21 protein-coding genes are annotated in these 26,076 nt (G+C 42.2%); all 21 read right to left on the bottom strand.

Translation table 11 applies throughout. The features are described 5' to 3' along the window. Positions 1-28: 28 nt before the first annotated feature. Complete coding sequence (locus MHI46_RS08155; protein WP_342503248.1) at positions 29-1,879, bottom strand: glycoside hydrolase family 9 protein; 1,851 nt, start codon at positions 1,877-1,879, stop codon at positions 29-31. A gap of 424 nt (positions 1,880-2,303) precedes the next feature. After that, on the bottom strand, positions 2,304-6,557 hold the full coding sequence (locus MHI46_RS08150; protein ID WP_235354813.1) for a PolC-type DNA polymerase III: 4,254 nt from the start codon (positions 6,555-6,557) through the stop codon (positions 2,304-2,306). Positions 6,558-6,690: 133 nt separating this feature from the next. Beyond that, positions 6,691-8,388, bottom strand: a complete 1,698-nt coding sequence (locus MHI46_RS08145) for a proline--tRNA ligase (RefSeq protein ID WP_342503217.1) — start codon at positions 8,386-8,388, stop codon at positions 6,691-6,693. Positions 8,389-8,468: 80 nt separating this feature from the next. After that, complete coding sequence (rseP, locus tag MHI46_RS08140) at positions 8,469-9,734, bottom strand: RIP metalloprotease RseP (RefSeq protein ID WP_087975441.1); 1,266 nt, start codon at positions 9,732-9,734, stop codon at positions 8,469-8,471. A gap of 6 nt (positions 9,735-9,740) precedes the next feature. Continuing rightward, the gene (dxr, locus tag MHI46_RS08135; protein ID WP_342503216.1) at positions 9,741-10,892 is read right to left on the bottom strand and encodes a 1-deoxy-D-xylulose-5-phosphate reductoisomerase; all 1,152 of its coding nucleotides are present in this window, start codon (positions 10,890-10,892) and stop codon (positions 9,741-9,743) included. A 39-nt stretch (positions 10,893-10,931) separates the two neighbouring features. After that, entirely contained in the window at positions 10,932-11,726 is a 795-nt protein-coding gene (locus MHI46_RS08130; RefSeq protein ID WP_024424148.1) for a phosphatidate cytidylyltransferase, read from the bottom strand. Between the two features lie 12 nt (positions 11,727-11,738). Continuing rightward, positions 11,739-12,521 carry an isoprenyl transferase gene (locus MHI46_RS08125; protein WP_039178577.1) on the bottom strand — a complete coding sequence of 261 codons (783 nt, stop codon included), beginning with the start codon at positions 12,519-12,521 and terminating at the stop codon, positions 11,739-11,741. Between the two features lie 129 nt (positions 12,522-12,650). Beyond that, positions 12,651-13,208 (bottom strand): ribosome recycling factor, encoded by a 558-nt coding sequence (gene frr / locus MHI46_RS08120; RefSeq protein ID WP_024424150.1) that lies wholly within the window; start codon positions 13,206-13,208, stop codon positions 12,651-12,653. 1 nt (position 13,209) lies between these two features. Beyond that, positions 13,210-13,932: a UMP kinase gene (gene pyrH / locus MHI46_RS08115; RefSeq protein ID WP_008344767.1), complete on the bottom strand. Its 723-nt coding sequence runs from the start codon at positions 13,930-13,932 to the stop codon at positions 13,210-13,212. Between the two features lie 135 nt (positions 13,933-14,067). After that, entirely contained in the window at positions 14,068-14,949 is an 882-nt protein-coding gene (gene tsf / locus MHI46_RS08110; RefSeq protein ID WP_034281801.1) for a translation elongation factor Ts, read from the bottom strand. Positions 14,950-15,040: 91 nt separating this feature from the next. Further along, a complete protein-coding gene (gene rpsB, locus MHI46_RS08105) occupies positions 15,041-15,775 on the bottom strand; it encodes a 30S ribosomal protein S2 (protein WP_024426991.1) in 735 nt (244 codons plus the stop codon). 155 nt (positions 15,776-15,930) lie between these two features. Next, the gene (locus MHI46_RS08100) at positions 15,931-16,470 is read right to left on the bottom strand and encodes a Swarming motility protein SwrB (protein WP_342503215.1); all 540 of its coding nucleotides are present in this window, start codon (positions 16,468-16,470) and stop codon (positions 15,931-15,933) included. 21 nt (positions 16,471-16,491) lie between these two features. Then, positions 16,492-17,259: a FliA/WhiG family RNA polymerase sigma factor gene (locus MHI46_RS08095; protein WP_024424154.1), complete on the bottom strand. Its 768-nt coding sequence runs from the start codon at positions 17,257-17,259 to the stop codon at positions 16,492-16,494. A gap of 24 nt (positions 17,260-17,283) precedes the next feature. Then, on the bottom strand, positions 17,284-17,784 hold the full coding sequence (locus tag MHI46_RS08090; protein ID WP_039178568.1) for a chemotaxis protein CheD: 501 nt from the start codon (positions 17,782-17,784) through the stop codon (positions 17,284-17,286). Continuing rightward, positions 17,784-18,410 carry a chemotaxis protein CheC gene (locus MHI46_RS08085; RefSeq protein ID WP_342503214.1) on the bottom strand — a complete coding sequence of 209 codons (627 nt, stop codon included), beginning with the start codon at positions 18,408-18,410 and terminating at the stop codon, positions 17,784-17,786. Before MHI46_RS08085 ends, MHI46_RS08090 begins: the two co-directional genes overlap by 1 nt. Before the next feature lie 12 nt (positions 18,411-18,422). Continuing rightward, complete coding sequence (locus tag MHI46_RS08080; RefSeq protein WP_024424157.1) at positions 18,423-18,884, bottom strand: chemotaxis protein CheW; 462 nt, start codon at positions 18,882-18,884, stop codon at positions 18,423-18,425. A gap of 24 nt (positions 18,885-18,908) precedes the next feature. Next, entirely contained in the window at positions 18,909-20,936 is a 2,028-nt protein-coding gene (locus MHI46_RS08075) for a chemotaxis protein CheA (RefSeq protein WP_268474374.1), read from the bottom strand. A 5-nt stretch (positions 20,937-20,941) separates the two neighbouring features. Beyond that, a complete protein-coding gene (locus tag MHI46_RS08070) occupies positions 20,942-22,015 on the bottom strand; it encodes a chemotaxis response regulator protein-glutamate methylesterase (protein ID WP_327842465.1) in 1,074 nt (357 codons plus the stop codon). Further along, positions 22,012-22,917 carry a MinD/ParA family protein gene (locus tag MHI46_RS08065; RefSeq protein ID WP_342503247.1) on the bottom strand — a complete coding sequence of 302 codons (906 nt, stop codon included), beginning with the start codon at positions 22,915-22,917 and terminating at the stop codon, positions 22,012-22,014. The genes MHI46_RS08070 and MHI46_RS08065 overlap by 4 nt, the downstream gene beginning before the upstream one ends. Then, positions 22,911-24,029, bottom strand: coding sequence for a flagellar biosynthesis protein FlhF (gene flhF, locus MHI46_RS08060; protein ID WP_260775932.1), 1,119 nt, complete (start codon positions 24,027-24,029; stop codon positions 22,911-22,913). The genes MHI46_RS08065 and flhF overlap by 7 nt, the downstream gene beginning before the upstream one ends. Then, entirely contained in the window at positions 24,029-26,062 is a 2,034-nt protein-coding gene (gene flhA / locus MHI46_RS08055) for a flagellar biosynthesis protein FlhA (RefSeq protein ID WP_039178556.1), read from the bottom strand. The genes flhF and flhA overlap by 1 nt, the downstream gene beginning before the upstream one ends. Positions 26,063-26,076 lie beyond the last annotated feature (14 nt).

Raw genomic sequence — 26,076 nt, 5'->3', positions numbered from 1 at the left:
TTCACCCTTTCAATAAAATCGTTGATTTTTATTTGTCTGGTAGTGTGCCAAATACTAAAGCACCATCGTCAAAGACAGGAATCTTCGTTGTTTTTTGCATAGTGGATGTTAATCCTTGATAGGAATAATCATTTGAGGCATCCCATATATTCGATCCATTTGGAGCAGATATTCGAAATTGTATTTCCTTCTTATGCTCAGATTCTCCTCTAGGAGAAATAGCTACACCGGTAAAATCGATTTCTGCAAAATAGACGCGGGTTGATGCGTCATATACCTTTAAAGGCGATAAGGAAGCGCCTTCATTGTAGGCTGCTGTCACCTGAATATCCTTTTCAGTCAATCCCTTTGCAAAGACCTCGCTCAGATTAACGTAATACCTGAAGGAGAGTGTTTGACTGGTTCTTGCCGGCCAGCCGGACCTGTTGTACAGCACTGCTTTCACTTGAGTAGATGTTGTATCGTTATGCATCACAGCTGCCTCTACAAAAAACTCATCCTCCACCTGTTCTTTAGGCGGGAAATTTGGCAGCTTTGATTGGCCTTGACCAAAGAGCTGCACCATTTTGGCGATATTTCCAGTAAAGGCGGCATTATAATCAGTCGCCACTTCGTTAGATATATAATCAGAGATGTCATCGTCATATTGATCCTGTGCATTAGGACCTCCAACAAGCGCTCCATAAAGTGTGTGCCGGTGATTTGGAGGGTTTGTCAGCTGGTTAGACCATGAGCCATGTGCAGTACGATGGTGCGGGTGCTTCGGCGGATTCTGGCCAAACCCAACGACGTAGCTTCTATTCAGCGGATTATCACCTAACATATAGTGAGTTTGCTTGATCGCAAACGATTGGTATCGATTCTTCTTTTCTTGATCAGATACCCAATCAGCATAAACAAAGGCTAAAAATGCTGCATTGGCGGCATAACGAAGTGAACCCCATTGATCTAGCCATGCCAAACCACCAGGCGTATAGGTGATTCTTTCTACTTTTCCATTTTGAACGAGACCTGTGGTCCAGTAATCAAGATTGCGCTCAGTGGATTCTATAAATCTGTTCTCTTTCGTGATTCTTGCAAGTAAGATTTGTGAAGCAAAAAAAGTATTGTCCCATGACATGGTAAACGTATAATCCCAATCCTCCGGCCATTCCTCTACCGCTTTTAATGCTTGGTTTAAATAAGTTTCTTCATTTGTCGCCAAGTACAGCCAGATTCCGCCCCAAATCAGTTCGTCAACATAGCCGCTCCAGGAGTTGTAAAATGGCTGCGCATTGGTGACACAATCTGAATATTTGCCGCGATACTTGTCAGCAAATGCATATAGCTGTTTAGCGTGCGTCAAAAGCTTTGCCGCATAAGACGCATCTGTTTCTTTAAAAATGATAGAACCTGCTGCTAAAGCCGCCGCAGTTTGTGCAGCTACTTCTGTTCCAGGACAATGTTCATCAATTTTAAAAGCTGGCCGGTTCATCGGCATCACTTCTGCTGGTCCCCACCAAGCATGATCAGCATTTCCATCACCTACTTGCGCCCAAAATTCATTCGGGCCCGTATGTGCTTTCAAAAAATAATCCGTTGCCCACTTGATTTGATCTAGTATCTCATCAAGCAGCTCCGCCTCTTCATAAGCTTCCCGGTATTCATATACTGTCCATGCAAGCACGGCTGCTGAATAAGCCATCGGAAGTCCAAATTTCACATGATCTCCTGCATCATACCAGCCGCCAGTTAAATCATGCCCAACATCCTTCCCGTCCTCTAGCCCAGAATCTCCCCGCCAGTTAAGACGATTGTTTTCCGGAAGCCGGCCTGACCGCTGCGCTTCATAAAAAAGCATGGATTTTTGTAAAACCTCTACATAGTTGTAAGATGCCATTTCTCTATTGCTCACCCCTTCTTTTTAGTGAAACATTGATCAATAGACGCACCGCCTCCTTTTGATACTTCGTTTCGTGATCTGTACAGTTTTGAAAAGAATCAAATATGTTTCAAAAATAAGCATAGTAAACAGCAATCAGCTTTACGCTCATCGAAGTTTTCTCTTGATTCTCCTTCTGACTGTACCCAGAATGATCATATGTCGCTTAAGAACATTTCAGACGGCGAAATTCTCTTTTGAGCTCTATTTGGGTAGAAAGAATGACATACAATCTCTTCTCTTAAAACATCACACTAAATCAAGATATATGAATGGATATGAAAATAATTCCAGTTGATGAAAAATCTTTATTAGTTAACATAATAATATTATTGTATACATAGAAAAGAACGCCCTTTTAAGGGCGCTCTTATTCATCACATTAGAATAAAGAAAGCTGATTTTGATCAGGAAGTGCTTCTAAACAGCCTTGACGATCTAAATACTCAAGAATAGTCTTTGAGACTTTTCCACGCTTTTGTAAATCTTCTTTTGAAAGGAATTCCCCATCTTGCCGCGCGCGAACAATATTTAACGCAACGTTTGTTCCGAGTCCAGGGATCGAGTTGAATGGTGGAATTAGTCCGTCTCCATCAATGATAAACTCTGTTGCACTTGAGCGATAGAGGTCAACTTTTTTGAAATGGTAGCCTCTTTCGCACATTTCAAGGGCAAGCTCTAGTACAGTTAATAGGTTCTTTTCTTTCGGTGATGCATCTAAACCTTTTGAATTAATATCGTCCATAACGGCTCGAATCGCATTCGATCCTTTTGTCATCGTTTCAATATCAAAGTCATCCGCACGAACGGTAAAGTAAGCCGCATAGTACAGAAGTGCATGATGCACCTTGAAATAAGCAATACGAACAGCCATTAATACATATGCAGCCGCGTGGGCTTTAGGGAACATGTATTTGATTTTTTTACAAGAATCAATATACCAGTTTGGTACATTATTATTCTTCATTTCTTCTTCCCATTCAGGAGGAAGCCCCTTTCCTTTACGAACAGATTCCATGATTTTAAAGGCAAGTGACGGCTCTAAGCCTTGATAGATGAGATAGACCATAATATCATCACGGCACCCAATGACTTCACTTAGTTCACACGTTTTATTGTGAATGAGCTCTTGTGCGTTTCCGAGCCATACATCCGTACCGTGTGAGAGTCCAGAAATCTGAACAAGCTCTGAGAAGGTCGTTGGTTTTGTATCCTCTAACATTTGCCGAACAAATCTTGTTCCAAATTCCGGGATACCGAGTGTACCTGTTTTACAGCCTATTTGCTCTTCTGTTACACCTAGTGGCTCTGTCCCTTGGAAAATCTTCATGACTTCAGGGTCATCTGTTGGAATCGTTTTTGGATCGATTCCGCTCAAATCTTGAAGCATACGAATGACCGTTGGATCATCGTGCCCAAGAATATCCAGCTTGAGCAAGTTATCGTGAATCGAATGGAAATCAAAATGTGTCGTCTTCCAATCAGAACCTGTCGCATCTGCTGGGTATTGAATAGGTGAGAAATCGTAAATATCCATATAATCCGGCACAACGATAATCCCGCCTGGATGCTGGCCCGTTGTCCGTTTTACCCCTGTACAGCCTTGTACAAGCCGGTCGATTTCAGCACCTCTCATATGAAGGTTATGATCCCCTGCATAGCCTTTCACATAACCGTATGCTGTTTTTTCTGCAACGGTGCCAATCGTACCTGCTCGGTATACATACTCTTCTCCGAACAACTCTTTCGTATAGTTATGCGCGATCGGCTGATATTCGCCTGAGAAGTTCAAGTCAATATCAGGAACTTTGTCTCCTTTAAAACCTAGGAACGTTTCAAACGGAATATCATGTCCGTCTTTTTTATACGGCGTTCCACATTCAGGACAGTCTTTATCTGGAAGGTCAAAGCCTGAACCAACAGATCCGTCATTAAAGAACTCAGAGTGCTTACAGCTTGGGCATACATAATGAGGTGCAAGTGGATTTACTTCAGTAATCTCTGTTAATGTCGCAACAAGAGATGATCCGACAGATCCCCTTGAACCAACAAGATATCCATCATCAAGTGATTTTTTTACGAGCTTATGAGAGATTAAGTAAATAACGGCGAAACCATGACCGATAATACTTTTTAATTCTTTCTCAATGCGGTCTTCTACGATTTTCGGCAGGTCATCTCCGTAGATACTGCGCGCCATTTGATAGCTCATTTCCCGTATTTCTTCATCTGCACCTTCAATTTTTGGTGTGTAAAGATCATCTTTGATAGGTTTAATGCTTTCGACCATCTCAGATACTTTTTGCGTATTTGTTACGACGATCTCTTTCGCTTTTTCGTCTCCTAGGAAGGAGAACGCTTCAAGCATTTCATCTGTCGTTCTAAAATGAACTTTTGGCAGTTCATGTCGGTTCAGCGGATTCGCTCCACCTTGTGATGAAATTAAGATTTTACGATAAATTTTGTCTTCTGGATGCAGGTAATGTACATTCCCAGTCGCCACAACTGGTTTATTCAGCTTTTCGCCAAGTTTGACAATGTTTGTGATGATTTCTTTTAACGCACGTTCATCTCGAACTAGCTCAAGCTGCAGCAGGTGCTGATACACTTCTGGCGGATGTACCTCTAAATAGTCATAAAATGCTGCAATGTCTTCCACCTCATCAGGTGACTTTTGCATCATTCCTTCAAATACCTCACCCTTATCACAAGCAGACCCAACAATTAAACCTTCTCGATATTTCTCAAGCTGGGAGCGTGGAATACGCGGGACACGGTAGAAATAATGAATATGAGAAAGTGAAACAAGCTTAAATAAATTCTTAAGACCTGTCTCATTTTGAGCAATCAAAGTTGCATGGTAAGGACGTGAGCGCTGGTAAGCATTCGACTGCCCCATGTTTTCATTCAATTGATCGTGATAGGCAATCTCTTTTTCAGCCGCATCTTTTAGCATCTTCAGCATGAGATAGCCTGTCGCCTCTGCATCATAAATCGCCCGGTGATGCTGCGTTAGTTCAATATCAAACTTTTTACAGAGGGTGTTCAGCCGGTGATTTTTAAATTCTGGGTAAAGGAAACGGCCAAGTTCAAGTGTATCAATGACAGGGTTTGACGCTTTATCTGTTTTTAAGAGGCGTTTATACGCTGCATTTAAAAAGCCCATATCAAAGCTCGCATTGTGCGCAACAAGAATATCTTGTCCAATCCATTCTTTGAAATCCCGTACGACGTCGACGACATCTGGTGCATCTCTCACCATATCATCGGTGATACCTGTTAATTCGATGGTTGTCGCTGATAACGGGTGATGGGGATTTGCAAACGCCTCAAAGCGGTCAATGATTTCCCCGCCTTTGATTTTCACTGCTGCCAGCTCAATGATCGTGTCATAAACGGCTGAAAGTCCAGTTGTCTCTACGTCAAATACGACATATGTCGCATCCTCTAACAAGCGGTGCTCTGGGTTATATGCAATCGGTACCCCGTCGTCCACTAAATTGATTTCCACACCGTACATCATTTTGATGCCATGCTTTTTACTTGCTGCATACGCATCCGGGAAGGATTGTACAACGGCATGATCTGTCAGGGCAATGGCTTCATGTCCCCATTTTTTTGCTTGTTCAACAAGCCTGCCGATGCCAGTGACAGCATCCATTTGGCTCATAGGTGAATGTAAATGAAGCTCCACACGCTTTTCACCCTCAGGTGCTGTATCTTCTTTCAGCTGCGGTTTCATTTCATTGACATCATTAGCGATCATGACAAGATCTCTGACAAACGTATCATTTTGAATGCTTCCTCTTGCTTTCACCCACATGCCTTTTTTCAATGATTTCATCAGCTGAGCATCTTCTTTTTCTCTTGCAAACATTTTGATCAATATACTATTTGTATAATCAGTGATCTTAAAGATACAAAGCGTTCTCCCGCTTTTCAGCTCACGCGTTTCTGCATCGAATACGTAGCCTTGAACGGTGATTCTTCTTTCCTCGTCCATGATACTGTCAAGCGTACGAATTTCTTCATTGTCTTTGATTTGATAGCCAATCATCAGAGGGCCTGACGGAGCTTCATCCTGCTCCTCACTTTCTTTCTTCTCCATCTCAGTGAGGGCTTGCATGGCTCTTTCTTGATCTTCAGCAAGCTTTTGTTCTCTGAACTTCTGAATCTCTTGATCTGATACAAAAATTTCTGTATCGAATTGCAGCTCTGGAAAACCTACTTGTTTAAATGCGGCCTGGAGCATCGGGCTGTACTTCTTCTTAATAGCGAGTGCCTCTGTTTCGCTTTTCGTTTTAATGATGATTTTATGACCAGACAGCGATGGCTTTTGCTGCTGAAGCAAACTGATGATTGGGGGAGAAATTCCTTGAAGTTCTTCCACACAATGTGACCAGTACGATTGTACGAGTTCTTCAGAGATGTGCGGATCACTCACTTCAATCGTACAAGTAATTTGTGCAATATGAGAAAATGCATTTGTCAGTCTGCTGAGAAACATGGCGTATACTTTGTAAGGCAAAAGAGCCTTAAATTTAAAAAGGAAATGCCATGTTTTCGTCGCTTTGTGCACCGTCAATTTGACGATTTCTCCTTCTTCAAAGTAACGACTGAGGTCATCATCTGTCATTTGAATCTGATTGAGTAATATATGAAATTGCCGCCGTGTGATCGGTAATTGTTCATCCAAGACAGGACCCTCCTTTTGTCAATCAGAAAGGTACCTCTTTTCTACAGGAGGTACCTTCATTTTTTTGTTCGTTTTATGCTTGGCGTATAAATGAAATCAGATCATCAACAGATACTTCATGTGATTCACCTGATTTTCTAAACTTCACTTCAACAATACCTTCTTCTGAACGTTTACCGCAGCTAATGCGAATTGGCAGTCCAATTAAATCACTGTCTGCAAATTTCACTCCTGCACGCTCCTGGCGGTCATCGAAAAGTACGTCAAAGCCTTCATCTTCTAAGCGCTCGTACAACGTTTCAGCCAGTTCTTTTTGCGCATCGTTTTTCATATTTAATGCAAGGAGGTGAAGGTCATATGGTGCCACTGTTTCCGGCCAAATGATTCCTTTCTCATCATGATGCTGTTCAACAATCGCTGAAAGAGTTCTAGAGATGCCGATGCCATAGCAGCCCATAATCATTGGCTGCGCCCGTCCATTCTCATCAAGGTACGTTGCATCCATTGACTCAGAATAACGAGTGCCGAGTTTAAAGACTTGTCCTACTTCAATCCCTTTTGCAAACTGGATGGTGCCTTCCCCGTCTGGAGAAACATCTCCTTCTTGAATCAAGCGAAGATCTATGAATTCTTTCACTGACACATCACGTGCAGGGTTGACATTGACATAGTGATAATCCGCTTCGTTTGCACCAGCGACTGCATTTGTCATTCCCTTCACAGCAAGGTCCGCATAAATATCGACTTCTGCTTCCAGTTTAACAGGTCCAACAAATCCAGGCTCAGTTCCAATGACTTCTAGCACTTCTTCGCGTGATGCTAGTTCGACAAGCTGTGCTCCTACTAAGTTTTTCACTTTCACATCATTTACTTCATGATCGCCTCTAGTAAGGATGAGAACATACGCATCATCTGCTTTAAACAAAACAGATTTCATGCATGCAGAAGGATCAACTTCTAAAAATCCAGCCACATCTTGAATTGTTTTCGCTTGCGGCGTGTGGACTTTTTCAAGCTCTTTGAAGTCCGCAGGATTTGCTTCATCTCCGTGATATACAGCCTCAGCCATTTCAATGTTTGCAGCATATGAGGAAGTATCAGAATAAGCGATGGTATCCTCTCCAACCTCTGAGAGTGCCATGAACTCATGTGTATCTTTTCCGCCCATTGCCCCAGAATCTGCAATGACTGGTCTAAAATTGAGACCTACTTTTGAGAACACATTAGAGTAAGCTGTAAACATTTTGTTGTATGTCTCGTCAAGGCTTTCTGGTGAAGAATGGAATGAGTATGCATCCTTCATAATAAATTCACGTCCGCGCAGCAGTCCAAAGCGTGGTCTCTGTTCATCACGGAATTTTGATTGAATTTGATATAGAGTTAAAGGTAGCTTCTTATACGATTTCACTTCGCTGCGTACTAGTGATGTAATCACTTCTTCGTGGGTTGGACCAAGCGCAAATTCGCGGCCATGGCGATCCTTCATACGCATCAGTTCTGGACCGTATGTATACCATCTTCCTGACTCTTGCCACATTTCTGCCTGCTGAAGCACTGGCATTAACAGCTCAGCTGCGCCTGCCTTTTCCATTTCCTTGCGGACGATGGATTGAATATGCTGAATGACTTTATGCGCAAGCGGCAGATAATGATAGATTCCACTTGTATTTTGTCTAATAAATCCAGCTCTTACTAAGAGTTGATGGCTTTTTGCCTCAGCATCTGCCGGCATCTCTCGAAGAGTTGGAATGAAAGTCAGGGATTGTCTCATGTCGTTACACCTCATTTATGAAATAGGACTTCTCACAAAAACTCTTGTTTCCCGGAATGAGAAACAAGAGAGAATGGTTTTTATAAAAATAACCGCTGGATGTCATTCCACGTTACCACTAACATTAACAGCATGAGGAAAGCAACACCAATAAAGACAACAAGTGCTTCTTTCTCACGATTAATTGGTTTACCGCGAATGGCTTCAACAAATAAGAATAGTAAACGTCCTCCGTCTAATGCAGGAATCGGTAACAAATTCACGATGCCTAGGTTGATACTGAGGAACGCCGCAAACTGCATTAATGTTAATACACCTTGTTTGGCTACTTCTCCTGTCATGTCATAAATTCCAACAGGACCTGCTAACATATCTAGTGAAAATTGTCCTGTGACAATTTTTTGCAAGTTCGTTAAGATCAGACCTGCCGTTGAAATGACGGTTGTGCCTGAAGATGAAATGACTTTCAAAAATCCATTTTCCGTTGGCGGATATGATCCGAAACGGCCAATGCTTTTTCCGTCAGCTTTCACAGCTTCTGGTACAACCTGTACAGTGCTTTCTTTGCCGTCTCGGTCAATGACGACATTCATTTTTTTCTCAGGGTTCTTTTGAACTGTTTGAACGACGTCTGTCCAAGAATTCATTTTCTCGCCGTTAATCGACACGATGTGATCTCCCTGCATCAGTCCAGCTTCCGCCGCTCGGCCGTCTTTCGTCAGCTTACCGAGTACAGGGTCATCAACGGTTACCCCTTGGATAAAGCCTAAAGCAACCAAAATCACATACGCCAGGATAAAGTTCATAATTGGTCCAGCTGCGATGGCTTTAATTCGCTGCCAAACCGTTTTTGAACCAAATTGACGATTGTATGGTGCAATTTGAATTTCTTCACCATCTGCAATATAGAAGCTTGTTTGACTGACATTGTAGCCAGTCAGAATATCTTCATTTCCAGCTTCATATCCCGAGATTCTCATGGCATGATCTAAATCGATCTGCTCCACTTCGATGACAAGTGCATCAGGATATTTTTCTTTATCATTTAAAATGATCTTTTCTACTTCATTTTGCTCATTGAATAAGAGCCCCACTGTATGACCTGGTTTAATTTCGATGACTTCTGGGTCTTCTCCAGCCATTTTCACAAATCCGCCAATAGGGAGGAGTCTAATGGTATAAACGGTTTCCTTTCGTTTAAAGGAGAAAATCTTCGGCCCAAAACCAATTGCGAACTCGCGGCATAAAATCCCCGCGCGCTGCGCCATAATTAAATGGCCAAGCTCGTGGAAAAAAACGAGCGTTCCAAAAATAATAATAAACGCAATCACTGTATTCACGAACATACCACCTTATGTGAGGATTGATTGAACAAAGTCTCGTGTATCTTTGTCCACTTCATGGATATCTTGCAAACTAGGCGTTGAAATCACATGATGTCTAATTAGTGCCTTTTCAATCAATTCTTCAATTTGAAGGAACGTTACTTTGCCTTTCAGAAATGCATCGACTGCTATTTCATTTGCTGCATTAAGTACAGCAGGCATTGTCCCTCCTATTTTACCTGATTCATAAGCAAAATGTAAGCAGCGATACCTGTCAAAATCCGCTTTTTGGAAATTCAATTGTCCAATCTCCCAAAGGTTCAATGATTTCGCTTCTTGTAACGGCGCCCTGTCAGGGTATGTGAGTGCATATTGAATAGGCACTCTCATGTCAGGTGTCCCTAACTGAGCCATGACGCTTTTGTCGTGAAATTCCACCATCGAATGGATAATGCTCTCTTTATGTAGCAGCACATCAATTTGTTCATAAGGGATATCAAACAACCAATGTGCCTCGATCACCTCGAGCCCTTTATTCATCATCGTCGCTGAATCAATGGTGATTTTCGCCCCCATCGACCAGTTCGGGTGGTTCAGCGCTTCTTCAACCGTAACACCTTCAAGTTCAGTTCGTTTTTTATCTCGGAAACTACCACCTGAAGCTGTCACGATTAAGCGTTCAATATTTTTAGCTTGTTCACCTTGCAGGCATTGAAAAATAGCGGAATGCTCACTATCGACAGGAAGTAAAGGTACATCATATGTTTTAGCGTACTCTTTTACTATATGACCAGCTGTTACAAGTGTTTCCTTATTTGCGAGTGCAATCGTCTTTTTTTGTTCAATGGCCTTTAATGTTGGAACAAGTCCAACACTTCCTACAAGTGCATTAACCACTACGTCCACTGCATCATAGGTCGCTGCCTCGATGTTGGCTTCATCACCAGCAGCCAGCTTCACACCGTATGCAAATGAATGATTTTTTAGCATGTGATAGGTTTCTTCGTCTACACAGCCAACGAATTCAGGCTGAAAGCGCTCAATGATCGGAATCGCTTTTGTTATATTTCTGCCAAAGGTCATGGCTTTCAGCTTAAATTTGTCAGGGTGCTGCCTGATCACATCTAACGTTTGTTCTCCAATTGATCCTGTTGCGCCTAATAGCGAAATATATTTCAAATTGCCACTCCTTCTCTCGTTCAATAAGTTTCTATGAGGTTAGCTGGCAAACGTTGCGAGCAGTAAGTATAAAAACGGCAGAACGAATAAAAAGCTGTCAAACCTGTCCAAAATTCCGCCATGGCCAGGGAGAATTGTCCCTGAATCCTTCACGTGATAATGACGCTTTAAAGCAGATTCCACTAGGTCGCCAAGCTGTCCAAAGATACTGAGTAAAAGAGTAATAAACATCACAAGCAGATATGATGGCAAAAATCCTGTAACCGCCTGAAACACAAGTGACAACACGACCGCTGTGACGATTCCGCCGATAAATCCTTCTACTGTTTTGTTTGGGCTGATTTCTGGCCAAAGCTTTCGTTTCCCCATAGATTTCCCAATAAAGTAGGCTCCTGAGTCAGTAGACCAAATAATCACTGCTGCGAAGAAGATCGCACTCATGCCATATAAGCCTCTAATTTGGATAAAATAATAGAAACTAACGCCAATATATAATGTGGCTAATACAACAAAAGCAACCTCATCGAATGTGAAAGAGTTTTTGCTCAAAACTGTATAAGTTAAAAGTATTAAGACTGCGAATAAAGCAATCTGCATTTTTGATGCGTCCACGTTTGGGAAGAAACTGTTGTCTCCGCCCATTAAAAGCCAAAGCAATATTAAGCTGACAATACCAGGAAAGCTGAAAATCGAGATTTTTTTCATTCTTAAAAGCTCAAAGAGAGCGACACTTCCCATTAAATAAATCAGCAGGGTAAATGGCATCTGTCCATATATCACAGCAAGTAAAAAGACTGCAGCTGCCAAAACACCCGTCAAAATTCTTTGTTTCATCTGCACCACCCTCTAAATTCCACCGAACCTCCGGCCGCGGCGCTGGTACTCTCCAATAGCGCCTATAAGGTGCTCATCAGAAAAGTCAGGCCAAAGCACATCCGTAAAGACAAACTCGCTGTAAGCAATTTGCCAAAGCATAAAGTTGCTTAATCTAATTTCTCCACTCGTGCGAATGAGCAAATCCGGATCTTGAAGAGATTCTGTCATTAAATAAGCTGAAAACATCTCTTCTGTGATGTCTTCTGCTTGAAGCTTACCTTCTTTGACCATTTCAGAAATTTGTCTGCATGCGGAGACGATTTCTGTGCGCCCCCCGTAGTTGAGCGCAAAATTCAAAACGAGTCCGTCGTTATTTGCCGTACTCTTTACTGCATTCTCTACCGCTTTTTTCGTATGCTGCGGGAGGCCGTCTGGATCACCTGTTAAACGCACACGGACATTCTCCTCGATGAGTTCAGGCAGGTAGATGTTTAAAAATTCTTCAGGAAGTTTCATTAAAAAGTCTACTTCTAGTTTTGGACGTTTCCAATTTTCCGTAGAGAAAGCATACAAAGTCAGCACTTTGACATTTAGCTCATTTGCAAGCTTTGTCATGCGCTTGACGACTTTCATTCCTTCATGATGACCTGCTACCCGTGGAAGAGCACGTTTTTTCGCCCATCTTCCGTTCCCATCCATGATAATGGCGATATGTTCAGGAATTTCTCCATTTAATATGTCTTCTTTTGTCAGGCTTTCTAAGTTGGAAGCTGCTGTTTGCTGATTCTTCCAATTTTTGAGTATATTGAGCATGAGATTCCTCCATCACCCAAAAAGGTTGCGTTCCCGCTAATAATATAGTCATCAACAGTATTAACAAAAAAACCCCCTGTAAACATGAAGAGGGTCTTTTCACTATTATCTATTGTACATAGTTTTTTCTTAAACTTCCATGATTTCTTTTTCTTTATCTTTCGTCACGTCATCAATTTTAGCGACATATTCATCTGTCAATTTTTGGACATCCTCTGTTGATGATCTTAATTCATCTTCAGTGATCTCCCCATTTTTCTCAAGCTTTTTCAAATCATCGTTTGCATCACGACGAACGTTACGAACAGCTACTTTTGCTTCTTCTGAGTATTTTTTCACTACTTTCACAAGCTCTTTACGTCTTTCTTCTGTCAGCGCAGGAATCGCAATGCGGATCACATTTCCGTCACTTGTTGGCGTGATGCCAAGATCAGACTTTTGGATCGCTTTTTCGATATCACCGATTGCTGTTTTATCGTAAGGTGTGATAATCAGCATACGTGCTTCTGGCACTGTGATTGACGCAATTTGGTTAAGAGGTGTTTGTGCACCGTAATAATCAACTGTCACTTTATCAAGCAGTGAAGCATTTGCACGGCCTGCACGAACAGTTGCAAGCTCACGTCCGTATGCCTGTACAGCTTTTTCCATTTTTTCTTTCGTTTGGTTCAACACTTCTTTTGACACGTTATTTCCCCCTCACGATCGTTCCGATTGATTCGCCATTTACGGCACGTTTAATATTTCCTTCTTCCATAATAGAGAAGACGATTAATGGAATGTCATTGTCCATACATAATGAGGACGCAGTAGAATCCATTACAGCAAGCCCTTCTTTAAGTACATCAAGATATGAAAGCTTATCATATTTTACTGCATCCGCATCTGTACGAGGATCAGCACTGTAGACACCATCTACATTATTTTTCGCCATTAAAATGACATCTGCTTCAATTTCTGCTGCTCGAAGTGCTGCCGTAGTATCTGTAGAGAAATAAGGGTTACCTGTTCCAGCAGCAAAAATGACGACACGTTTCTTCTCAAGATGACGGATCGCTTTTCTTCTTATGTATGGTTCTGCAACCTGTCTCATTTCGATAGAGGTTTGCACTCTAGACTGAATGCCAAGCGTTTCTAGGCTGTCCTGTAACGCCAGTGAGTTCATCACTGTTGCCAGCATCCCCATGTAGTCTGCTGTTGCACGGTCCATTCCTAGATCACTGCCTGTCTTTCCGCGCCAAAGGTTTCCTCCGCCTACAACGACTGCAACTTCAACATCAAGCTCTGCAATTTCTTTTACTTGCTTTGCAATGGATTGAATGACAGTTGGGTTAATTCCATTTCCAGCATCACCCGCTAGTGCTTCGCCACTTAGCTTCAGTACAATGCGATTATATTTCGGTTTGCTCATGATAACCTCCAAGTGTAAACTATACCGTCTCTTATTATGCGTAAGAAACTGCCTTTTGTAAATCAATATCCTCTAAAAAATAGGGAACACAGTGCTTGTGCTCCCCTAAAAAAGCCCCAGAGAGCTTTTCAAACATTATTTTTTCACTTGGCTCATAACTTCTTCAGCAAAGTTGTCTTGACGTTTTTCGATACCTTCGCCCACTTCATAGCGAACATAAGTTTGAACAGTTGCGTTTTTCGCAGCTACAACTTGTTTCACTTTTTCATCTGGGTTTTTAACAAACGCTTGGTCAAGTAAGCAAATTTCTTCGAAGAATTTGTTTAGACGGCCTTCTACCATTTTAGCTACGATGTTTTCAGGCTTTCCTTCTTGAAGCGCTTGCTGAGTTAATACTTCACGCTCACGGTTTGCTTCTTCTTCTGACACTTGGTCACGAGAAATGTATTTAGGGTTTACAGCTGCAACGTGCATTGCGATGTCTCTTGCAAGCTCTTCGTCAGTTGTTCCGTTAAGAACAGCTAACACACCGATACGTCCGCCCATGTGCAGGTAAGAACCGAATGCAGCATTATCTTCTTTTGTGATGACAGAGAAACGGCGTAGAGTGATTTTCTCTCCGATTTTCGCAATTGCAGATGTGATATGCTCTTCAACTGTTGAACCGTTTTCCATTTTAGAAGCATGAGCTTCTTCAATTGTTGCAGGTTTAGCAGCAAGCAAATGATCAGCAAGTTCGTTAAGAAGTGCTTGGAATCCTTCGTTTTTTGCAACGAAATCAGTCTCAGAGTTCACTTCTAGGATGACGCCTGTGTTGCCGTCAGTTTTGATAAGAGTTAATCCTTCTGCCGCAATACGGTCTGCTTTTTTCGCAGCTTTTGCGATTCCTTTTTCTCTTAGAAGGTCGATTGCTTTCTCGATGTCACCATCAGTTTCTGTTAACGCTTTTTTACAGTCCATCATACCTGCACCAGTTTTTTGACGCAGTTCTTTAACTAATTGAGCAGTAATTGCCATTTTACATTTCCTCCTTCTATGTTAAAACACGGATTACTAGGTGAAAAAAAGGTGATAAAAGGCATTTCCCTCTTATCACCTTTTGAATAGGTTACGCAGTTGTTGTTTCAGTTTCTGTCGTTTCTTCTACAACAGCTTCTTCTTCGCCTTGTTTAGACTCAAGAATCGCATCTGCCATTTTAGCAGTTAGAAGTTTTACAGCACGGATTGCATCATCGTTTGCAGGGATCACAACATCAATTTCGTCTGGATCACAGTTTGTGTCAACGATACCGATGATTGGGATATTCAATTTACGAGCTTCTGCAACTGCAATACGCTCTTTACGAGGGTCGATAATGAAAAGTGCATCCGGAAGACTCTTCATGTCTTTGATTCCGCCTAGGAATTTTTCAAGACGCTCTAGTTCTTTTTTCAGTTGAACGACTTCTTTCTTAGGAAGAACTTCGAATGTACCGTTTTCTTGCATTTTTTCAATATCTTTCAAACGTTTAATACGTTTTTGGATTGTTTCAAAGTTTGTTAAAGTTCCACCAAGCCAGCGTTGGTTCACATAGAACATACCAGAACGGATTGCTTCTTCTTTCACTGAATCTTGTGCTTGCTTTTTCGTACCAACGAAAAGGATTTTTCCTCCGTCAGCAGCAAGGTTTTTCGTGAAGTTGTAAGCTTCCTCTACTTTTTTCACCGTTTTTTGAAGGTCGATGATGTAGATACCGTTACGCTCTGTAAAGATGTAACGCTTCATTTTTGGGTTCCAACGGCGAGTTTGGTGACCGAAGTGAACACCAGCTTCTAGCAATTGTTTCATAGAAATAACTGACATTTTGTTGCCTCCTAATATAATGGTTTTTTTTCCTCCGCTTAAGTCATGTTCACATAAAACTGCGCCACGGCAGCACCTTCATACGAATCATTAAGCGTGTGTATTTAACACCAAGAAATAATATAACACATGATGGACTGACAATCAAGAATCCTTTACAGCTTTCCGCTAAATTTTAATAAAAGCTCGATTTCTGTCTTACCAGTTTTCATTTTTTTCGCTATTTCTTCTAGTGATCGCCCTTCATCATATAGGGTCTTCACTTGATCTTCGAATGTTTCTTCTATTTCACTTTCAGAAGGCAGAGAAGTCTCTGTTTCAAGTTGTGGAACGGGTTCGTTTACCTTCTCTTCCTGCACCTCAACTTCGCTAAGGAGAGCCGACAGGTGCTCTGGTACGGGATCTTCACTTTCGACCGATTGCTGGGATTCAATTGGTGGTTGTGGCTGCTTTGGTGTCTGAAGATCCGATTTCAGCTCTTCAGCAGAAAAATCAGGGGAAGCGGCTGCCACTTTTGTTAGTTTGTCATTCTCTTCTTTGACTTCCATCAAAAATGCAGCCAGGGTATTTTCCGTTTCTTCTAGAAGTTCTCGCTGTTTTTGTTCTGTTGCCTTCAGCGAATTCATTCTCGTATATAAAATAATCACAAAATAAATAAGTGCAGCATGAAGCATGAAGCTAATCAGCCATAACATATTTTTTCACTCACTAACTCTTTAAGATTGAATGGCTTTATCAAGCAGATGCTTAAGCTTGAACAAGGCCTTTGAATGAATTTGCGAAATGCGCGAGGTAGATAAATTGAGCACTTGACCGATTTCCGTTAATGTCAGTTCTTCTTTATAGAAAAGACTGATCACGAGCTTTTCTTTTTCTGAAAGCTCAGTGATTTTTTCAGAAAGCTGTTCAATTAATTCATCTTTCAGCATTTTCTCTTCTGGAGTCACAGACTTCTCGTCGCGAATCATGACTTGGACGTTTTCTCCGTCTTCTTGATCATGCAGCTTCTCATCGATTGAGAGCAGATTTGCAAAGAATCCTTCATTCATCGTTGTGACAACATCTTGTTCACTCATGCCGAGTTCCTCAGCCACCTCTGTCGGCGTCACATTACGCAAATAACGCTGTTCAAGCTTTTCAATAGCCGCTTCTACTTTTTTTGTTTTTTCTCTTGATGTACGAGGCAGCCAGTCCTCTTTACGAAGACCGTCGATGATGGCCCCGCGGATTCTGAAGGATGCATATGTATCAAACTTCAGATCTCTTCCGGGATCAAATTTTTCAAGGGCATCATATAAACCGAGCATTCCTAGACTGATCAAGTCTTCTTTATGCACTGACTTCGGGAGACCGATGGAAATTCTTCCAACATGATATGTGACGAGCGGCATATAGCGGCGCATAAGATCATCTCCAGCAGCAGGGTCTTTCCACTCTTTCCATCTAGCCCATAGCGCCTGATCTTCGTAATTTAAGGATTGCATCTTTATCCCCCTATACTTCCTTAGTTATATCTTCATAATGCCTTGCTTCACAGTACGGATCTCAAGCTCTGCCGTAAGCGGATCGAATTCAATCGTACGGCCACTGTTCCCGCCTGTATCCTCACTAATAATCGGGATATGATGAAGAGACAGATGTTCTTTCACAGCTGAAACGTTTCTAGGTCCAATTCTCATAAGATCATTGGTTGACTTAAACTTAAACATTTCCGCCCCGCCAGCAAGTTTTGCCTTTAGCGCATGTTTGCGTGCGCCTGCTTTTAGGAGCAGATCAATTGTATGCTTGACACCTGTATCTGCATATTTAGCCAAGTTCTCCACCGTCCCTTTTGAAAGAGAGGAGTCTGGCAGCATAACATGGACAAGGCCTGCCAGCTTTTTCTCTTGATCAAACAAGACAAGCCCTACGCAAGAACCAAGACCGGATGTCCGAATGCGGTCCGGTGTTTTGACAAGCTGAACATCCGCAATACCAACCTTTACAACTGCCGGAATTTGCACGTTCATTATAGGTTACCTAATGCTTTGAAAAGTTTTTCAAACGATTCAAACTCTGGTAATAGAAACATATTTCCTTTCAGCTCTTGCTTATTTTGATCATCAAAAATAGATGTATCAATCACAATCGCCTGATCACCAAGAGGACTGAATTGCATTAACCCTTCACTAATGACAGCACCGAACATATCGAGCGTGACATCTGGAACACTTGGGTAAAGCTGCAATTTTGTTAAATCTGCAAGGGCTGATAAATAAGAGCCCGCTAAAATATTTCCGAGTTCATGAAGTGCTGACGTCCCCATCTCATGTTCATGAATCGTATCAATATCAAATGCCGGATCCTGGACAAGCTCTCTTACAAATTGCTCCGCTTGCTCAAACGGCATAATGAAAAAGATTGACCCGGTTAAATCTCCTTCCATTCGCAGGAAAATGCTTGCAACGGGAAGGTCTGCACCGCCAAAGAAATCCATTAAATCTTCAAACGAGAGAACCTTAACAAAAGGAACAGCCATATCAATTTTACGATCCAATAGGTTGGCAAGAGCAGACGCTGCGTGGCCTGCCCCGATATTCCCAACCTCTCCTAAAATATCTAGCTGTTCATCTTTAATTTCGTTGAAAATGCTCATTTCACATCCCCCTTAATGAACAGGTGCACCTTGAACGCTCTTGTCGAGGACAGCACCGGCATGAATGATATTGAAAAGACGCTGATCATGCTTAATAATACCTGTCACCCATGACTGTCCTTCTTTTTCAGCAGATTCAGGAGAAGATTCTACTTCTTCCTGATGGACGGTTATGACATCATTTGCTTCATCAACAATCCAGCCGACTTCAATGTCACCTACTTGTACAATGATCATTCTTGTTTCATCTGTAATCTCGTTGTCAGTAGAACCAAGTCTGACTCTCAGGTCAATGACAGGTGTCACGACACCGCGTAAATTAATAACACCGCATATATAAGGGGCAACGCCAGGAACTCTTGTCGGCTGCTGCCATTTTTCAATGGACTTTACTTCTGATACTGAAATGGCGTATTCTTTTTTGTTTACGATAAACACAATCATCTTTTCGCCAGTTTTGATATCTGTACTCATTTCAGACCGCTCCTCTATTGTTTTTTACTTGATCAGTGCATTACAGTCAACGATGAGTGCAACTTGACCGTCACCTAGGATCGTTGCGCCGGATATCGCAAATACGTTTGGCAGATAATCTCCTAGTGATTTCAACACAACCTCTTGCTGACCAATAAATGAATCGACCACAAATGCTGTCAGCTTGTCTCCTTTACGAACAACAATGATGTGCAGCTCTTCCTCTAATTCATTCGCATTTGGTACGTGGAATTGTTTCTTCAAGTACACGACCGGTACGATAAATCCGCGGAAATCAATCACTTCACGATCATGCGTTTGCAAGATGTCACTTTTCTTAATGACAGCCGTTTCAATAATAGAAGAAATCGGAATCGCAAATGTTTCCTCTTCCAGTTTTACAAGAAGAACGGAAATAATCGATAGTGTCAGCGGAAGCTGGATCGAGAATAGGGAGCCCTGTCCCTCTGTTGAGTTAATACTCACAGATCCGCCAAGTGATTCCAGTTTGTTTTTCACAACGTCAAGACCTACACCGCGGCCTGAGATGTCAGAAATCGTGTCAGCTGTAGAGAATCCTGCTGCAAAGATCAATGAATCAATTTGATGATCTTCAAGCGTTTCTGCTTCTCTTTCTGTAATAACTCCGCGCTCTAATGCTTTTTCAAGCACCTTTTTACGGTTAATCCCGCCTCCATCATCTTCTACTTCAATGAAGACATGGTTTCCGCTATGATACGCTTTTAATAGAACCGTACCTTTTTCCGGCTTGCCTTTTTTCACACGTTCTTCTGGTGATTCAATCCCGTGATCTAGACTGTTTCTAAGTAAGTGCAAGAGCGGATCTCCAATCTCGTCGATCACTGTTCGATCAAGCTCTGTCTCAGCACCCTCAATAATAAGTTCGATTTTCTTATTAAGCTCTTTCGTCAATTGACGAATCATACGCGGGAATCTGTTAAAGACAGTTTCCACAGGTACCATTCTCATGTTCAGGATGATTGATTGCAGGTCTCCAGAAATACGTGTCATTCTTTCGACTGTGTCTGTGAGTTCGTTATTTTCTAGTTCTTTGGCAATCTGTTCTAATCGGCCTCTATCAATCACAAGTTCTTCAAATAGATTCATTAGAGAATCTAGACGGTCGATGTTGACACGAATTGTTTTTGTTCCGCCGGCAGCTGCACCGTTATTGCCATTTGCTTTTGGTGCATCATTTGCTGGCGCTTTCGCAGCAGGAACGGAGACTTCTTCTTTTTTCTGTTCAGGCTGCGCCTCTTGTTTTTCAGCCGGAGCTGCTTCATCAAATGCGGAGACTTCAGAGATCTCAACCTTCTCAACCTCTGAGATCGCCGTGACGATTTTCTGCACTTCGTCCATCGGCAGTTTAGAAAGATAAGAAATGCTGAATTCTGAATCGAAATCTTCTGATTCTAACAGCTCTGCATTCGGAACGGTTTTGACAACCTCGCCTGCTTCATTTAGTCTTTCAAAAATCATATAGACACGAACGGCTTTTAGTAAGCACGCTTCGCTTAATGTCACGTTGAGTTCATAGCATTTGAAGCCTTGCTCTCTCGCTTCATCAAGAACCGTTCGTTCAAATTCGTTATAATCTAAGTCATTAGCAGCTGCTGATGCATCTGCTGTTTCAACGCTAGAAGCTGCCTCAGCATGGCTTCCTGTCACATCTAGCTTTTTACTAATCTCAGTGACATCACGTTTCCCGTCTCCTCCTTCTGCAATCGATTGAACCATTGCTTCAAGATGATCGAGTGCTTCGAACATCGTATCCATTGACTCAGGAGTGACAATCATTTGTTCATTACGTATAGCATCAAACATGTTTTCTAAATGATGCGTTAAGTGAGCCATATCATCAAAGCCCATCGTTGCACTCATGCCTTTCAATGTATGAGCTGCTCTGAATATATCATTCACTAGCTGCAAGTCGGTTGGGTTCTTTTCTAAATCAAGAAGTTTTTCATTACAAGTTTGTAAGTGTTCTCTGCTTTCATCTAAAAAGATATCTAAGTATTGGTTTACATCCAACGTGTTCACGCCCTCTCTTTTTTCATGGAGCTTATAATTGCATGTGCGATGTCATCCACATGCCTTGTTTCATGTGCAAGGCCTGCTTTAATGACTGATTTAGGCATTCCGAAAACAACACATGATTCTTCTTTTTCTGCAATGACTTTCGTATGACCGCTTGCGACCATTTTTTTGACACCTTCCGTACCGTCACTGCCCATGCCTGTCATAATGACAGCGATTTTCTCGTAACCCTTTATATTGCTGATGGATTCAAATAAATAGTTAACAGATGGTTTGTGCCGGCTTTCCGTGTCTTCAGGGGACAGCCTGATAACAAGTGATCCCCCTTGGTCATGAAGTGACATATTCAATCCACCAGGAGCTATGTAAGCCACTCCATTTTTCGCGATGTCTCCATCTTGCGCTTCTTTAATCGTAATTTGTGATAAATGGTCTAACCTAGCAGCAAGTGATGCCGTAAATCCTGCCGGCATATGCTGCACAATCAATATAGGTGCCTCTATGTCCTTAGGCAGCTTCGTTACGACTCGTTGAAGTGCCCTTGGCCCTCCTGTAGATGTTCCAATAGAAATAATCTTTCGGAGTGAGGCGCCTTTTACTGTTTGCAGACGGGGTGCAGCCACTGGACTTGGCGGCTTTATCACCGGCTTAGGAGACACCTTCTCTTCAGTGCGTTTCCTTGACAGTCCTGCCGCAAGTACCCGCTCTACAATTTGCCCTCTCACTTTGTGCAAATCGAGCGAAATACTTCCCGAAGGTTTTGTCACAAAGTCGAAAGCACCGAGTTCTAAGCAATGGATGGTTAAATCTTTTCCTTGTTTTGTCTGGCTTGACACCATAATTACGGCAAGGTCGTGTTCAGCCAGAATTTGTTTTAATGCTTCTGTTCCATTTAAAACAGGCATTTCCACATCTAATGTGACAACATCTGGATTCAGTTCCTTGATCCGTTTTAAGGCATCTTCCCCATTTCGCGCCGTTCCGACGACTTCAATTTCTTGCTCAGCACTTAGAAAATCACTAATGAGTTTTCTCATAAAGGCCGAGTCATCTACTACTAGCACTCTAATCATGAGTCCACCTTCCTCCTTTTAAAAAAAGAGGACAACTTATCTATAAACGTATGCTGTTCTCTCCGTGCCTCTCTTATCTGCTGATGATATAGTGTTTCTGCCAGCATCTTAATGGTTTTACTCAGCCTTGAATGAGGCTGCTTCATATAAAATGGAATTTGTTCTGATACTGCTTTAGGAACCGCAGGATCATCAGGCACAGCGCCAGCGAATACAAGTTTTCTGTGAAGAAAACTTGTGACCACTCCTGCTAATTTCCGGTAGGTTTCAGACCCTTCTGACGGGGTTTTACACCGGTTGACAATGATTTGCACAGACCGTTCAAACTGATGAATAGCTAAGTGTTTAATCGCGCTGTAGGCATCCATGATGGATGTTGGCTCTGGCGTAGTCACAACGACTACTTCTCCTGCTGATAAGACAAATGGCAGCTGATCTTTTGACAGGCCGGCACCCATATCAAAGAAAATACAATCGAAGCCCTGGATCATTTTTTCCATCTCTTCCAAAAAGAACGACCATTGATCTTTATCTAAAGAAAACAGCTGTTCAAGGCCGCTTCCGCCAGAAATGTAATATAGGTTATCCGTTCCTTTTGTCATAGCTGCTTGGAAGGATTTTTTTCTAACGAGAACATCTAATATAGAACTAGTCGATGTTTTCCCTAGTAAAATATCAATATTCCCCATCCCAAAATCAAGATCGATCACTAACACTCTTTTGCCTGTGCTTGCGATAGACAGTGCCATATTCAGTGTCAAATTTGATTTACCTACCCCGCCTTTGCCGCTCATAACGGCAATGGTTTTTGCCTGTCCGCTGACGTTAAGAGGAGCCGGTGTGATCATTTGACTCTGCTGAACTAGTTTTCTTAACCCTTCTGCTTGGTCGGGCTTCATGATTGTAAAACCATCCTTGTAAGTTCACGGGGAGAACCTTCAAGAATATCCTCAGGCACATTTTGGCCATTTGTTAAAAAACCAAGTTTGATTTGAGAGTCAGCAATGATTTGAAAAATGGTTCCCATCGTGTCCGTTTCATCTACTTTTGTAAAAATGAATTGATCGATTGGAACGTGTTCAAAGCGCTTGACCATGGCTTTCATGTCTTGATATTTTGATGTAGCACTCATCACGAGAAAACTTTGAATGCTCTCATCAAATGGAATAATGTCGGTCAGCTCTTTGATATACGCTTCTTCTTTAAAGTTACGGCCTGCTGTATCGATGAAAATATGATCATACTCTTTAAAGGTCTCTTGCGCTTTTACAAAATCCTCTCTCGAATAACAAACCTCAAGCGGTGCATTCAGCAGTTCAGCATATGTTTTCAGCTGTTCGATCGCAGCAATGCGGTACGTATCGGTTGTAATAAAAGCGATCTTTTTTTGCTGCTGAATGGCCATTTTAGCAGCCAGCTTTGCAATCGTTGTCGTTTTACCAGCTCCAGTTGAACCGAACAGTACAATGTATTTTGAAGAAATCATCGGCTCATCAGAGGTTTTAGCTGGCAGCATATCTGTCAGCAGTTGTTCAAGTTCTTTTTCTATGTGATCTTCTTTAACCGCGCCCTTTGTTAAAAGACCTTTCAGGCATTCGTCTCGAATGGCATCATCAAGACCTTGATCCTTTAGCTTTTGATCGATTGCTACGAGAGGTTCAGGCAGAATACCAGCATGCCGTTCATTCCTCACATATTCTAAAGGCTGAGTATGAGTATGCGCTGGTTTCGCCGCTTTGGGAGCAAAGGATGGCTCTTCGGGCTGCTTTTGAACTTGTTCCTTTTTTGGTAACACTGGAAGAGGCGGCACAGGGTTTAACCCTTTACCAGCTCTTTCTTCGAAATCTTGATCCAGCACTGCAATCACTTCGACCATTTGCTGTTTCTTTAAACCAAACAGTTTGCGTTTGACAACGGTTTTGGAATTTAAAATAACGGCATCTTTCCCAAGCTGCTGCCTGATTTGAATCGTTGCCTCCTGCATAGAATTTGCTGTGATTTTTTTCATTTTCATTAGATATCCACCACTCCGATGCTCTGTACTTCCACATTCGCTTCTAGTTCGTTATAAGATAGTACCGGTAAATCTGGGAAATATCTTTCTAACAACTGCTTCACGTACATTCTTATAGGAGGAGAGCATAATAGAACCGGCGTTTCCTGACGAAGCGAAAGCTGTTCAATTTCTCTCGCCACTGATTGAATCACACTTTCAGAGGATTCTGGATCTAACGATAAGTAGTTGCCATGCTCTGTTTGCTGAACGCTGTCTGCAATCACCTTTTCTACTCGGCCTGAGCATGTCACGACTTTGAGTGATTCATCTTCTCTTGCATACTGTGCGGTAATCTGTCTTGCCAGGGCCTGTCTGACATACTCTGTTAATAAATCTGTATCAGTCGTTAATTTTCCGTAGTCTGCAAGCGTCTCAAAAATGGTGACAAGGTTTCGGATAGAGACCTTTTCTTTCAGCAGCTTCGCCAGTACTTTTTGAATATCACCGACTGCCAGCGGATTTGGCGTTACCTCATCCACTAAGACAGGATAACTTTCTTTCAGATGATCGATTAATTGCTTCGTTTCTTGGCGTCCGAGCAGTTCGTGTGTGTTTTGTCTAATCTTCTCTGTGATGTGAGTAGACACGACAGATGCTGGGTCCACAACCGTATAGCCTAGCATCTCAGCCTGATCTTTTTCTGCTTCGGATATCCATTTAGCCGGCAGTCCAAAGGATGGTTCGATTGTTTCAATCCCTTCAATTGGATCATCATCAGGCGTTGGGGACATCGCTAAGTAGTGATCAAGCAGCAGCTCCCCTTTTGCTACTTCGTTCCCTTTAATTTTCAATCGGTATTCATTTGGGTTCAGTGCAATATTGTCCCGGATCCGGACGACTGGAATGACAAGACCCAGTTCGAGGGCAAGCTGCCTTCGGATCATCACAATTCGGTCTAACAGGTCACCGCCCTGGTTTGCATCAGCGAGCGGGATGAGGCCGTAGCCAAATTCAAATTCAATGGCATCCATTTGCAGGAGATGAATAACGCTTTCTGGACTTTTCATCTCTTCTACCTCTGCCTGTTCCTCCAGTACCTCTTCAATTTCTTCTTGGTCTTGTTTGTTTTTCGACATCATGTATGCGCCAAGTGCAAGTAAACCTGCGATCGGCCCTGTCAAAAGTATGCCGATTGGCGTAAACAGCCCAAGAAGGAAGATCGTGCCCGCTGTCACATAAAGCATGGCTGGGAATGCGAAGAGCTGACCTGTAATGTCTGACCCAAGGTTTCCATTAGAAGCTGCTCTAGTCACAACAATCCCTGTCGCCGTTGAAATGAGGAGTGCCGGAATTTGCGAAACGATTCCGTCTCCTACCGTTAATAGGGTAAAGTGTGAAGCTGATTCTTGAATCGACATGCCTTGCTGAAGCATCCCGATAATGATTCCAAATATAATATTGATGATGACGATGATAATACCTGCGATGGCGTCCCCTTTAACGAACTTACTGGCACCATCCATCGCTCCATAAAAGTCTGCTTCTCTCGCTACTTTTTCACGGCGATTTCTTGCTTCACTTTCTGTCAGCATTCCTGCATTTAAATCTGCGTCAATACTCATTTGTTTACCAGGCATCGCATCGAGTGTAAATCTTGCCGCAACCTCTGATACACGCTCTGCCCCTTTTGTGATAACAATAAACTGAATGATGATCAGGATAAGGAAAACAACAAGACCAACGAGGATATTTCCTCCAACAACAAATGAACCGAACGTTTCGACAACTTTCCCAGCATCTCCTGTTGAAAGAATAGAACGTGTTGTAGAGATGTTAAGCCCTAAACGAAACAGCGTTAAGAGCAAAAGCAATGATGGAAAAATTGAAAATTGCAGTGGTTCTTGCATGTTCATTGTGGTGAGAAGCACGATAAGCGCAAGAGAAATATTAATAATGATTAAAATACTTAATAAAACGGGCGGAAACGGTATGACCAGCATCGCCACAATTAAAATAACACTGAATAAAACAGATAAATCTCTTGCTGACATGCCTGTTCTCTCCT

It is taken from the genome of Bacillus sp. FSL K6-1000 (assembly GCF_038630785.1).
Classification (GTDB): domain Bacteria; phylum Bacillota; class Bacilli; order Bacillales; family Bacillaceae; genus Bacillus; species Bacillus safensis.
The sequence above is the reverse complement of the archived record's forward strand: the minus strand, read 5'-3'. Positions and strand labels throughout refer to the sequence as shown.

What these genes read in the sequence shown, in the direction of transcription:
- MHI46_RS08150 (WP_235354813.1), bottom strand. Translation starts at nt 6,557, where the DNA reads ATGACAGATGATGACCTCAGTCGTTACTTTGAAGAAGGAGAAATCGTC.
- MHI46_RS08145 (WP_342503217.1), bottom strand. Translation starts at nt 8,388, where the DNA reads ATGAGACAATCCCTGACTTTCATTCCAACTCTTCGAGAGATGCCGGCA.
- MHI46_RS08130 (WP_024424148.1), bottom strand. Translation starts at nt 11,726, where the DNA reads ATGAAACAAAGAATTTTGACGGGTGTTTTGGCAGCTGCAGTCTTTTTA.
- MHI46_RS08080 (WP_024424157.1), bottom strand. Translation starts at nt 18,884, where the DNA reads ATGAGTACAGATATCAAAACTGGCGAAAAGATGATTGTGTTTATCGTA.
- MHI46_RS08095 (WP_024424154.1), bottom strand. Translation starts at nt 17,259, where the DNA reads ATGCAATCCTTAAATTACGAAGATCAGGCGCTATGGGCTAGATGGAAA.
- MHI46_RS08090 (WP_039178568.1), bottom strand. Translation starts at nt 17,784, where the DNA reads ATGAACGTGCAAATTCCGGCAGTTGTAAAGGTTGGTATTGCGGATGTT.
- MHI46_RS08100 (WP_342503215.1), bottom strand. Translation starts at nt 16,470, where the DNA reads ATGTTATGGCTGATTAGCTTCATGCTTCATGCTGCACTTATTTATTTT.
- rpsB (WP_024426991.1), bottom strand. Translation starts at nt 15,775, where the DNA reads ATGTCAGTTATTTCTATGAAACAATTGCTAGAAGCTGGTGTTCACTTC.
- MHI46_RS08085 (WP_342503214.1), bottom strand. Translation starts at nt 18,410, where the DNA reads ATGAGCATTTTCAACGAAATTAAAGATGAACAGCTAGATATTTTAGGA.
- rseP (WP_087975441.1), bottom strand. Translation starts at nt 9,734, where the DNA reads ATGTTCGTGAATACAGTGATTGCGTTTATTATTATTTTTGGAACGCTC.
- MHI46_RS08070 (WP_327842465.1), bottom strand. Translation starts at nt 22,015, where the DNA reads ATGATTAGAGTGCTAGTAGTAGATGACTCGGCCTTTATGAGAAAACTC.
- pyrH (WP_008344767.1), bottom strand. Translation starts at nt 13,932, where the DNA reads ATGAGCAAACCGAAATATAATCGCATTGTACTGAAGCTAAGTGGCGAA.
- tsf (WP_034281801.1), bottom strand. Translation starts at nt 14,949, where the DNA reads ATGGCAATTACTGCTCAATTAGTTAAAGAACTGCGTCAAAAAACTGGT.
- flhA (WP_039178556.1), bottom strand. Translation starts at nt 26,062, where the DNA reads ATGTCAGCAAGAGATTTATCTGTTTTATTCAGTGTTATTTTAATTGTG.
- flhF (WP_260775932.1), bottom strand. Translation starts at nt 24,029, where the DNA reads ATGAAAATGAAAAAAATCACAGCAAATTCTATGCAGGAGGCAACGATT.
- MHI46_RS08125 (WP_039178577.1), bottom strand. Translation starts at nt 12,521, where the DNA reads ATGCTCAATATACTCAAAAATTGGAAGAATCAGCAAACAGCAGCTTCC.
- MHI46_RS08155 (WP_342503248.1), bottom strand. Translation starts at nt 1,879, where the DNA reads ATGGCATCTTACAACTATGTAGAGGTTTTACAAAAATCCATGCTTTTT.